General features: G+C 40.5%; 11 protein-coding genes. 6 read left to right on the top strand and 5 right to left on the bottom strand.

What is annotated here, in order from left to right; translation table 11 throughout:
• Positions 1–68: 68 nt before the first annotated feature.
• The 3 genes from BLS20_RS06735 to BLS20_RS06725 form a co-directional block, all read right to left on the bottom strand.
• Positions 69–1160, bottom strand: a complete 1092-nt coding sequence (locus BLS20_RS06735) for an FKBP-type peptidyl-prolyl cis-trans isomerase (protein WP_090173553.1) — start codon at positions 1158–1160, stop codon at positions 69–71.
• A 97-nt stretch (positions 1161–1257) separates the two neighbouring features.
• Entirely contained in the window at positions 1258–1563 is a 306-nt protein-coding gene (locus BLS20_RS06730; RefSeq protein ID WP_090173551.1) for an AzlD domain-containing protein, read from the bottom strand.
• Positions 1556–2272, bottom strand: a complete 717-nt coding sequence (locus tag BLS20_RS06725) for an AzlC family ABC transporter permease (protein ID WP_090173549.1) — start codon at positions 2270–2272, stop codon at positions 1556–1558. The genes BLS20_RS06730 and BLS20_RS06725 overlap by 8 nt, the downstream gene beginning before the upstream one ends.
• 75 nt (positions 2273–2347) lie before the next feature.
• On the opposite strand from BLS20_RS06725, the gene glmM reads away from it, so the two are divergent.
• Positions 2348–3703: a phosphoglucosamine mutase gene (gene glmM, locus BLS20_RS06720; protein ID WP_090173547.1), complete on the top strand. Its 1356-nt coding sequence runs from the start codon at positions 2348–2350 to the stop codon at positions 3701–3703.
• A 46-nt stretch (positions 3704–3749) separates the two neighbouring features.
• On the opposite strand, the gene BLS20_RS06715 is transcribed toward glmM, so the two are convergent.
• On the bottom strand, positions 3750–4394 hold the full coding sequence (locus tag BLS20_RS06715) for a hypothetical protein (protein ID WP_090173545.1): 645 nt from the start codon (positions 4392–4394) through the stop codon (positions 3750–3752).
• A gap of 703 nt (positions 4395–5097) precedes the next feature.
• Between BLS20_RS06715 and secA the strand changes: the two genes are divergently transcribed.
• Together secA and BLS20_RS06705 are read left to right on the top strand one after the other, a co-directional pair.
• Positions 5098–7677: a preprotein translocase subunit SecA gene (secA, locus tag BLS20_RS06710; RefSeq protein WP_090173542.1), complete on the top strand. Its 2580-nt coding sequence runs from the start codon at positions 5098–5100 to the stop codon at positions 7675–7677.
• A gap of 24 nt (positions 7678–7701) precedes the next feature.
• The gene (locus BLS20_RS06705) at positions 7702–8232 is read left to right on the top strand and encodes a nitroreductase family protein (RefSeq protein ID WP_090173540.1); all 531 of its coding nucleotides are present in this window, start codon (positions 7702–7704) and stop codon (positions 8230–8232) included.
• Positions 8233–8431: 199 nt separating this feature from the next.
• Here BLS20_RS06705 and BLS20_RS06700 read toward each other — a convergent pair whose 3' ends face one another.
• The gene (locus BLS20_RS06700) at positions 8432–8860 is read right to left on the bottom strand and encodes a hypothetical protein (RefSeq protein WP_090173538.1); all 429 of its coding nucleotides are present in this window, start codon (positions 8858–8860) and stop codon (positions 8432–8434) included.
• Positions 8861–8994: 134 nt separating this feature from the next.
• Here BLS20_RS06700 and BLS20_RS06695 point away from each other — a divergent pair, with 134 nt between their 5' ends.
• From BLS20_RS06695 to BLS20_RS06685, 3 genes are all read left to right on the top strand, one after another.
• The gene (locus tag BLS20_RS06695) at positions 8995–9531 is read left to right on the top strand and encodes a PP-loop family protein (RefSeq protein ID WP_341443194.1); all 537 of its coding nucleotides are present in this window, start codon (positions 8995–8997) and stop codon (positions 9529–9531) included.
• A gap of 121 nt (positions 9532–9652) precedes the next feature.
• Positions 9653–10219 (top strand): LemA family protein, encoded by a 567-nt coding sequence (locus BLS20_RS06690; protein ID WP_090173536.1) that lies wholly within the window; start codon positions 9653–9655, stop codon positions 10217–10219.
• Positions 10220–10237: 18 nt separating this feature from the next.
• Positions 10238–11944 carry a DUF2207 family protein gene (locus BLS20_RS06685; RefSeq protein ID WP_176762322.1) on the top strand — a complete coding sequence of 569 codons (1707 nt, stop codon included), beginning with the start codon at positions 10238–10240 and terminating at the stop codon, positions 11942–11944.
• Positions 11945–11979 lie beyond the last annotated feature (35 nt).

Raw genomic sequence — 11979 nt, 5'->3', positions numbered from 1 at the left:
ACGATAAAAAAATTGCTATCCTATCTAAGAGAGGATAGCAATTTTTATTTTAGCTTAAGAAGTGAATCTTATTCTTCTTCGTCATCGGAAGCTTCAACTTCAGTGACCGTTGCGTTGCTGATTAATAAATCAATAACACGATTTTTAAGAAGGTAATACATAATTTCATCTTCCGTATAATCTGCCTCTAAATCTTCAAGCGATTCATAATCCCACGATTCAGCGAGTGCCTGCGCCTCCGTATCAAAGTCGTCCTCAGAGATCTCAATACCTTCAACTTGAGCAATTGCATTTACAACAATAATTGTATAAACGGAATCCATAATTTCCTGATCGACGTCATCTTGTGTCATATCAAACATTTCATAGATTTCCTCTACAGAGGATGCGCCAAACAGTTCCATGTAGCTTTCATAATTAGAGTTGACAAGTTCTTCTTGTTCTTCGTAAAGCTCATCCGAATAATATTCGATGGTAGAAGCTTCCGTAACCTGAGAAATAAGATCGATACCAAGTGAATATACACTGTTGGCTTCGTTGGATTCTTCGAGGGATTCGCGAACCGACTCTTTGTATTCGTCAACGGTGTCATAACCAAAATTCTCTTTTACATACTCATCTGTCAGCTCCGGAATCTCTTCTTCTTGAACTGCGCCGATTTCAATCTGATAATCGACAGTATTGCCGGCCAGGTCAGAATCGTCAAAGTCATCATCATAAGTTACGGTGATAGAGAATTCGTCGCCAACCTTTGAACCGATTAATTTATCGTCAATTTCAGAACCGAAGGATTCGTCTCCGGCAACAACTTCATAGCCGCCATCCTCTTGTGTGAATTCGTATAATTCATCGCCGTCGATTGTGGCGGTCATATATAAGGTGACATAGTCTCCGGTTTTGATAGCACGAGTGACATCCGTATATTGCGCTTCATCGGCAAGCGTGCTTTCAATCTCACTTTCTATGTCGTCATCCGTTACGGTCGTGATTTCTTTTGTGCCTTCTAAAGAACTATAATCACCAAGAACGACAGCGCCATCTTCGGTTACAATCGCATCATCGGAGATCTCGACATCTGAGACGGATGAAGATTCAGAAGTGGAACAACCGGTAACGACAAATGGAACAATCAGTGTCAGCAGTAAGTATTTTTTTTTCAAAATGTTTTCCTCCTAATTAGTCAAATATGTAATTGTGTGTTCTAACGGTGCTAAGCGATATAAGTCTAACAATTATTTGTGATAATTTGATGAATCGTTATAGCAAAATCAAATTAAGTACAAATACTGCAACACAAGCACTTAAAGCCACAATAGAAAGACTGAGACCACGCCATGCGAGAATGACACAGACAACCAAAGCGGCCAGCCCGGAATAGGTGTTTCCGGTTGCTTTTAGGATTGCCGGAAATGTCATAACCGACAAGGTAACATATGGTACATAATACAAAAAGGAGCGAAGCGTTACATTGGTAATCTTTCGCCGAATCAAAGTGAGCGGAAGAACACGAATCAGGTAGGTGACGCCCGCCATGACAGCAATGTAAATAATAATATCATGCATCTTCCGGTTCCTCCTTTCGTGGGAACATCACAGCAGCAATACCGGCAATAGCAGCTGTCAGAATCGTTATGCGAAGTCCTTCTGAGAGACTTTTTAGTCCTGGAATAACAGAAAATGCATAACTTGCGCCCATAGAAATAATTTCCAATCCCAAAATGATTTTGTTCTCCTTGGCGGCCGGAATAATGATGGAAATAAACATTCCATATAAGGCAACGGAAAGTGCCGTAAGCACAGAAGTTGGCAAAAGTCCTCCAAGGTAAGCGCCAAAAGCGGTTCCAAGGGTCCAGCCGGGAACCGCAACTGCCATAATCCCATAGAAATAACTAGGGGATAAAAGGTCTTGTCTGGTTATTGCAAGACCGAAGATTTCATCGGTAATACCAACGCCAATCAAGAGGCGATGGCGAAGTGGCAGATTGGGGTCTACTTTTTGTGATAATGCACAGGACATCAGCATGTATCTAAGGTTGATGATAAGCTGTGTCAGGGCAAGCTCGATATAAGCGGCACCACCGGCAATCAGCGAAATTGCTGCAAATTCTCCGGCACTTGTAAGATTGGTAAGACTCATGATGGTTGCCGGAACAGGTGAGATCCCGGCCTTGCGAGCAACAATCCCAAGTGTAAAGGAGACTGCAAGATAACCGATACACACCGGCATGCCGTCTTTCATTCCTTTTTTAAACATAATTCTTTTATTACTCATGATAAAAAATATAACATAAAAGTGGGGGATGTGCTATACTGAGTCTAGTTTAAAAGCGATTGGAGGATCAATGTTATGGGAAAATACTTTGGCACTGATGGATTTCGAGGCGAAGCCAATGTAAGTTTGACGGTAGATCATGCATATAAAGTTGGTCGTTTTATTGGTTGGTACTATGGAAAAGATAAGCCGGAAGGAGAGAAGTGTACAGTCGTAATCGGTAAGGATACGAGACGTTCAAGCTACATGTTTGAGTATGCACTTTCTGCCGGAATTACTGCGTCCGGAGCGGATGCCTATCTTCTTCATGTAACGACAACACCAAGTGTGTCATACGTAGTTAGAACCGATGATTTTGATTGTGGAATTATGATTTCTGCGAGTCATAATCCATTTTATGACAACGGAATTAAGTTGATTAATGGTAAAGGCGAGAAGATGGATGAAGAGACAATCCTTAAGATTGAAGAGTATCTTGATGGAGATGTTCCGGAACTTCCCCTTGCTACACGAGGAGATATCGGACGTACGGTAGATTATGCTGCGGGTCGTAATCGTTATACGGGGTATTTAATTTCACTTGCTACCCGTTCTTATAAGAATATGAGAGTGGGACTAGACTGTGCAAATGGAAGCGCATGGATGCTTGCTAAAAATGTATTTGACGCACTAGGTGCTAAGACTTATGTGATTAATAATTCGCCGGATGGAACCAATATCAACATGGATTGTGGTTCTACGCATATCGAGAAATTACAGGCACTTGTGAAGGCGGAGCATCTTGATATAGGATTTGCTTTTGATGGGGATGCCGATCGGTGTATTGCAGTTGATGAAAATGGAGATGTCGTGAACGGCGATCTTATTTTGTATGTATATGGAATGTATTTAAAAGACCGTGGCAAGCTCATTAATAATACGGTAGTTACGACGGTTATGTCGAACTTTGGATTGTATAAAGCTTTTGATGAGGCCGGGATTGATTATGATAAGACGAAAGTTGGAGATAAGTATGTCTATGAAAGTATGGTGAATAACGGTCATCGTATTGGTGGTGAGCAATCGGGACATATTATTTTCAGCAAATATGCAACCACAGGCGATGGTATCTTGACGGCCATTAAGTTAATGGAAGTTGTAATTGAGAAAAAGATGCCACTTAGTAAATTGACTTCGCCGGTTGTTATTTATCCGCAAGTGCTAAAGAATGTACGTGTGCATTCTAAGCCAGAAGCGCAAAATGATCCGGATGTGAAAGCTTCTGTTGAGGCAGTTGCAAAAAAACTTGGTGACGATGGACGTATTCTTGTAAGAGAGAGTGGAACAGAGCCTGTTATTCGAGTGATGGTTGAAGCGGGAACGCAAGAAATCTGTGAAAAGTATGTAGACGAAGTTATTGCTGTGATTAAAGAAAAAGGTCATGCAGTATAAAAGACACAGGGGTCTGGTGCAATATGCATCAGACCCCTGTGTCTTTTTATTCTTCTGAGTCAGAAGTGGTTGAGTCGGTTTCGGTGGAAGAATCCGCTGCGTTTTCCGGCTTTTGTCCGCCTCTGCTGTTGCCGCCCATACCTTCGGTAATGGATACAACGGTATCTCCATCCATGGTTACGGTGATAATATCGTCAACGGCCAGATCGGATACGGAACCTTCGGTATTTTCTCCATCAGAACTAATCTGGATTGTTACATCATCTGTGACTTCGATAGTCTGTGTTTCTCCGGTTAGGGTGACTTCCATTTCACCTTTTTCTGGCTGCTGACTATCGGATGAATCCGAAGAATCATCAGAAGGCTTTTCACCGGAAGGTGCTTCACCGGATGGAGCACTATCTTCGGATGAAGAAGAATCCGAAGAGGAATCGGAAGAAGAGTCTTCGGAAGGCTTTTCGCCGCCACCTTTTCCGGAAGGTGTTTCGATTAAGGCTATGGTGATGGTATTACCATCAATTTCTGTAATTTGACCGGTTATTTGTTCTCCGGTTGCTTCATCTGTGCTGCTTGTTGTACTCTCAGTCGCTTCGCTGGTGCTGGTTTGTGTTGTGGTAGATGAACAGCCGGTTAAGGCAGCTGCTCCGAGCATTGCACAGATTCCAAGTGCTAATAATTTTTTCCGTCTCATTTCAATGATCTCCTTTGATATATATATTTGATAACAATATCATATCTATGGAGCATGAATGATTCATGTTTACTATATGAAAAGTATGTGAAGATTAAGAATAGTGGTGGTAAAACAATATGAAAGCCACCGCACCTAACCTGGTAAATGCGATGGCTTTCAGTCGCTTTGTCCTAAATCCATTGGACTATGTACCTCATTCTTTCTTCATCCGTCCTTTTTCTAATCAGTACCCAAAACCTGTTTTTGTTTACCCTGACAATTATGATTTCCCTATACGAATCAACTCTTATATTTACTCGTGTCTTTGGTTCCTTATCAAATCTCAAATACTAATGTTTTTATGGATGGTGATAAAAAAATAGTTACTTAAAAATTACTATTTCTGGTGGTCCGTACCTTCCTTTCGAAAAACTGTTATCTTTTTGTTGATTAAATATTATCACTCTATTGACGAAAAGTCAATAAGAAAATAGAAAAAAATAAGATATATCACAAAGTGTCTGAATTATGTAAACAATTTGAAAGATAAGATGAACTTTAACAAAAAGGATGCTTAACAAATTGTTCATAAAACCTTCATTGCTTGATGTATTGTTTCCATTACGTAAAAATGGTAAAATATTTCAATGTGTAAGATAAAAATAATGTAAGAAAGATTTCCCGGCCGTAAAGTAAAAGTCGGGGGAATGAGGAAATAATAATGGGTTTGGCAGATAAAATATTCGGAACTCACAGTCAGAGAGAACTTAAGCGCGTAAAACCAATTGTAGATAAGATTGAAGCATTACGACCGAAGATGCAGGAACTTTCTGATGAGGAGCTTCGAGCAAAGACGCAAGAGTATAAGAAGCGTTATGCGGATGGAGAGAGCTTAGATGATTTGCTTCCGGAAGCATTTGCTACAGTAAGAGAAGCCGGTAAAAGAGTGCTTAATATGGAACATTTTCGCGTGCAGCTAATTGGCGGAATTGTTCTTCATCAGGGAAGAATCGCGGAGATGAAGACCGGTGAAGGTAAGACGCTTGTGTCGACTCTTCCGGCATATCTGAATGCGCTTGCAGGAAAGGGTGTTCATATTGTGACGGTCAATGATTACCTGGCAAAGCGTGATGCTGAGTGGATGGGACAGATTCATGAGTTTCTTGGTCTGAAGGTTGGTGTCGTTCTTAATGATATGGAACCGGAAGAAAGACGCGAAGCATATAATTGTGATATTACCTATGTTACGAATAATGAATTGGGATTTGATTATCTAAGAGATAATATGGTTATTTACAAGGAGCAGCTCGTGCAACGAGAACTGTTCTATGCAATCATCGATGAGGTTGACTCGGTGTTGATTGATGAGGCAAGAACGCCGCTTATTATATCCGGACAGAGTGGAAAGTCTACCAAGTTGTATGAAGCCTGTGATATTTTGGCTAAGCAGCTTGTTCGTGGTGAAGATATGCCGGAGTTTTCCAAGATGGATGCAATCATGGGAATTGAACAAGAAGAGACCGGAGACTTTATTGTAAGTGAGAAAGACAAGGTCGTGAATCTGACGCAAGAAGGTGTGAAGAAGGTAGAGCGATTCTTTAAGATTGATAACCTTGCAGATCCGGAGAATCTGGAAATTCAGCACAATATTATTCTTGCACTGCGTGCACATAACCTGATGTTTAAAGATCAGGACTATGTTGTGAAGGATGATGAAATTTTAATCGTTGATGAATTTACCGGACGTATCATGCCAGGACGTCGTTATTCGGATGGACTTCATCAGGCTATTGAAGCTAAAGAACATGTAAAAGTAAAGCGAGAAAGTAAGACACTTGCAAATATTACATTTCAGAATTTCTTTAATAAATACCAAAAGAAGTCTGGTATGACAGGTACAGCGCTCACAGAAGAACAGGAATTTCGTGATATTTATGGAATGGATGTTATCGAGATTCCAACGAATAAACCAATTCTTCGTAAAGACCTTGAGGATGCTGTATATAAGACGAAAAAAGAAAAATTCAATGCCGTGGTTATGGAAATTATAAATGCTCATAAGAAAGGGCAACCGGTTTTGGTTGGTACCATTACAATCGAAACTTCTGAGCTTTTAAGTGCAATGCTTAAAAGAGAGGGAATACCACACAATGTATTGAATGCGAAATTCCATGAGCAGGAAGCGCAGATTGTAGCAGATGCCGGAGCTGTTGGAGCAGTTACGATTGCAACGAATATGGCAGGTCGTGGTACGGATATTAAGCTTCCGCAGGAAGTGATTGATATGGGCGGACTTAAGATTATCGGCACGGAGCGTCATGAATCACGTCGTATTGATAATCAGTTGCGCGGTCGTGCAGGTCGACAAGGTGACCCGGGAGAATCCAGATTCTATATTTCGCTGGAAGATGATTTGATGCGTCTTTTTGGCTCAGAAAAGCTTGTTACGATGTTTAATGCCCTCGGGGTTCCGGAAGGAGAGCAGATTGAACATAAGATGCTCACAAGTGCCATAGAAAAAGCACAAAAGAAGATTGAAGGTAATAATTTTGGAATTAGAAAGAATCTTCTTGAATATGACCAGGTAATGAATGATCAAAGAGAGATTATTTATGCTGAGCGTCGTAAGGTGTTAGATGGGGAGAGCATGCGAGACGTTATTTTCAAGATGATAACGGATACGGTAGAAGATAGCGTAGATCGTTGTATTTCGGGAGAGCTTGAGAAGGCGGATTGGGATTTGAAAGAATTGAATATGCTTATTGATCCAATCATTCCGCTTGCGCCGGTAACCCAAGAGTCCGTTCGTGATGTTAAGAATGTAAGTCAATTAAAGCAGATGTTAAAAGAACAGGCTGTAAAAGCATATGAGGCAAAAGAAGCTGAATTCCCTGAAGAAGAGGCTGTTCGTGAACTTGAACGAGTGGTACTTCTTAAAGTGATTGATCGTAAGTGGATGGATCATATTGATGATATGGATCAGCTACGTCAAGGAATCGGCCTTCAGGCATACGGACAAAGAGATCCTGTTGTAGAATACAAGATACAAGGATTTGATATGTTTGATGCAATGACCGGAGCAATTCAGGAAGATACGGTAAGGCTTTTATTCCATGTTCGTGTGGAGCAGAAGGTAGAGCGTGAAGAGGTAGCGAAAGTAACCGGAACAAATAAAGAAGAAAGTGTTGCAAAGGGACCAAAGAAACGTGCAGAGGCTAAAATCTATCCAAACGATCCGTGTCCATGTGGAAGTGGAAAGAAGTATAAGCAGTGTTGCGGTAGAAAACCGATTGGAGTTTAAAGATAAAGTAGGAGGTATTTGGCAATGGAAACAAAAAAAATATTTCAGATTAGAAAATCCGTAAGAAGTTATACCGGTAAGGTGACGGATGAGCAGATTCAGGAGGTGCTCTTTGCAGCGCAGGCAGCACCGGTTGGAATGGCAAAGTACGATACGATACACTTGACGGTAATTAAGGATCGTGCGTTACTAGATGAAATCGATCAGGCGGCAGCGAAGTTCTTTGGAGATCCTTCAAAACATCCGTTGTATGGAGCACCGGTACTGATTGTGGTTTCAACACAGTTAGATGCACAGGGAAATAATAATGTACATTATGCAAATGCAGCAATGATTATTCATAATATGGCTCTTGCTGCAATTGATCTTGGACTTGGAAGTGTTGATATTTATGGAGCTGTAGCTGCATTAAATCAGAATCCTGCTCTTGTTGCAAAATTGAATCTTCCAGATGGTTTTGTTCCGGTGGGTGCAACTGCATTTGGAGAAACAACGGAAACGTTTGAAGAACGTGAGATTCCAATGAATCGAATTGCAACTGATGTAATCGGTTAACTCAGTCGGAGTACAAGCTCCGACTGAGTTAAACGCTCCGCGAGGATGCGCACGGATTCGGACAGGAATTTGTCTGCTGAAGCAGACACGAATCCGGCGCGCAAGACTCGCGAGCGAGTCTTGACTAGAAGGAAATGAATAATGAATGCCCCAATCGCTTTGCGATGGGGCATTTTTCCTGTAGTCGTCAAACTATTTTTTAGTTATCTAAGAAACGCATTTTGCTATTATCTGAGTCAGACGGTTTTTGGATTGCAACGCCCTTCTTTTGATTGTTCATAAGACGCAGGCATTTAGGACATAGTGTTCCGAAAGAAACAGAAGCGCCGCATCGTGCACAATAATTACCGCCCATTAGGTTTTTCTCGCCTAATTGTTTGTATTCAATGCGTCCGTTGCGAATCCAATTCTTGACTTGTTCGACCGGTAAATTAAATTTATCAGCAACCTGGTATTCATTTACATCATTGGCACGTATAAATTCACGAACCTCTCGAAAAAGCGAATTTTCTTTGCATGTAGGACAGATGTTATGCGGATAATCAATTGGCATGGCCCGCCCACATTCTTCGCATTGCTTGATTGGAGTTCTGGCGTCAACAAATTCTATTTTTTTTTCGTCAGACATAAACTTCTCACCTCCGATTTAGTACTTTCTTATCATATCACATAACGGGAAATGTTGTAAACGTCAAGGTTGAGATTTAAATGAAAAGATGCTATCTTATAATTTATGAAATAGGAAAGTAAGAGGTTTTTTTCTTGAATATAGAAAGAACAAAGGAGATTGAAAGAAGTATTATTAAGACCTATCGTAAGGAAATCTGGAGAAGATTTACGAAAGCAATTAATAAATATGAAATGATTCAAGATCAAGATAAGATTGCGCTGGGGCATCATTTTGATGATGTTATTGAAACTATCGTTATGGGGATGCTTTATGGGGGGCAGATGCAAAGTATGAGGCCGAAACTTCATAGTACGAACTTTGAAGGGATGGAGCTGATTCGTCCGATGTATTTGATTCGAGAGGCGGATATTATCAGATGGAAGAATGGAAATGACTTATGTTTTTGTGATTGTGCATGCAAAGTTTCCGAAAAAAATAAGCTGGGAGCTGCGGATGAAGCAGGATCAAAACGCCATGAGGTAAAGCAATTGATTGCTTCGCTTGCAGCCAAAAATCCAATAATTGAAAAGAATATTTTTAAATCATCAGAGAATGTAAGTGTTGATACCTTGCTTGCATACAAGAAAGATGGGGTAAAACATCACTTTTTAGATACTTATGAACAATAGAAGTGGGGAAAATGTACTAGTTTTTGTTGATTTTTTCTCGGGAAAAAAGTATTATGTATATGACTATAGTTTGATAGTGATGATAACGATTAAACGCTAGAAAAGAAAGTAGAGGAGTAGTATGGGATTTATAATTGGAATCATTGTAATTGTTGTAATTGTAATTATTCTTGCAGGATGGATTATTTCTACGCAAAGAACGCTTGTGAGATTGGATGAGAATATTAATAATGCGAAAAGCCAGATTGGCGTACAGATGTCAAGCAGATTTGATGCGCTGACGGCCCTTGCAGAACTGACGCAAAGCTATGATGCTCATGAAGCGCAGACTTTGTTACAGACGATTAATGCCAGAAGAACGGGAATTAATGCGCAGTCTACTGCTGCAGAAATTAATGCGCAAGAGCAGGCGTTTACAAAAGCATTGGGGCAGATTAATGTTTTGGCGGAGCGGTATCCTGATTTAAAAGCAAATCAAAATTATGCAAAAGCCATGGATTCTGTAAATCAGTATGAAAATATGGTTAGAAACAGTCGACTTATTTACAATGATTCTGTTACAAAACTGAATCGTATGATTCGTATGTGGCCGGCAAGTATGATTGCGGGTAGATTAGGATTTGATAAAAGAGAATATCTTGAAGAAGACCAAAATAAGACAGATATGCCTAGCATGAAATTACACTAGTAGATGAGGGATTATACGATGCGAAAAATATATAAAATGATGATTGCTGTGTTTGCATTTTTTATTCTTGTGGGAATCGGGCAAACGCAGGCTAAGGCAGCAAATCATGTGTCAGATATGGACATAGATGTAACGATTCATGATGATGGTTCGATTACGGTTGTTCAGGTATGGACGGGGGATTTTTCTGATACGGATACTACGGAGAATTATATTCCGATGGTAGACGGAGGAGTGCTTGAGCTTGAATCGTTTTCTGTTTCGGAAAATGGACAGGAATATATCAATATCGGTGATTGGGACATAGATGCAGATTTTGATGAAAAAGCCGGAAAATGTGGTGTAAATGATACCGATGATGGCTTCGAATTATGTTGGGGAATCACGGAATACGGAACGCATTCTTATGAAGTGACGTATACGATGGCAAATGCCGTTATGGAATTTGGCGATTGCGTTGGAACGAATTATCGATTCGTGAATAGTGGTATGTCCACAACACCTACAGCCGTCGATCTAAAGATCTCGCTGGAAAACAAAACCGCGATTACCGATGAGATTGCAGATATCTGGGGATTTGGTTATGATGGCATGATTGAATTTGAGGATGGATGCATTCATGCGTATACCGAAAGTGATATTGATGAAGACGGATATATGACGATTTTGTTTTCTTTAGAAGAAGGAACGATTACACCTACGTACACGTCCGATAAGACTTTTGACGAAGTAGAAGAGACGGCGAAAGAAGGTAGTGATTACGGCGCGGGTGAGATGGATGATGATTTTGGAGTAGATGACGTGCTAAGCTTTGGCGCATTTTTCATTTATTTTGGGATTATTATTTTGGTAGCTATTGTAGGCTTTGTAAAGCGACAAATCAACTTAAGACAGAGAGAAAAGCTGGTTAAAAGCATAAAACAGGAAGCCGGATATTATAGAGAATTGCCAAACGAGGGAAATTTGGAAGCGACATATTACCTGGGAGAATCTGCCGGTATTATTAAAGAGGGTGATATTATTGGCGCTAGAATGCTTAAGCTCGTTATGGATGGATGTCTTGAAGTGGTGGAGGATACAACTTCAAGGCGTGTGCTTCGCGGGAAGAATGTAAAGGCGTTAAAATTGGTTCATGAACCGAAGGATGATCCATTAGGATTAAAACTTTATAATATTATTAAGGTCGCAGCCGGCAGTGATGCAATCTTACAGGAGAAAGAATTACCTACTTATTCAAAGAAGAATTCAAGTAGGATTCGAAAATATATTACAAATTGTAGCAGTAAAGGAATGCAATATGCTCTAGATAAGCAATTGAGCATTCGGAAGAACTTTAAGGCAAAGCAGATTACGCAAAAGGATCGGGAAGAGTTAGGACAGATTCTGGGATTTAAGAATTATCTCGAAGAATTTTCGCTGATTTCAGAAAGAGAAATGCAAGAAGTAAGTATCTGGCAGGAATATCTTGTATTTGCTTATCTTCTTGGTATAGCACAAGAGGTAGTAAAGGAATTGAAGAAGCATTATCCGCAGTTTATCTCGGAAATTGAATATTATGATGCGTCTATTTCTTGTGTATATTTTTATCATTGCCATACGTATTCGGCACTCGCTGCTGCAGAAGCGGCAGAACGCGCTGCGGCAAATGCCGGAAGCGGTGGACACGCGTCCTTTGGCGGCGGCGGTGGTTCCTTCGGCGGAGGCGGCGGAGGTGGCTCTCGCTAGAAGAACTGTGTTTGGTAGGTTGTGTTTCAAACGGA

It is taken from the genome of Eubacterium oxidoreducens (assembly GCF_900104415.1).
GTDB classification, from domain to species: domain Bacteria; phylum Bacillota; class Clostridia; order Lachnospirales; family Lachnospiraceae; genus Eubacterium_C; species Eubacterium_C oxidoreducens.
The sequence above is the reverse complement of the archived record's forward strand: the minus strand, read 5'-3'. Positions and strand labels throughout refer to the sequence as shown.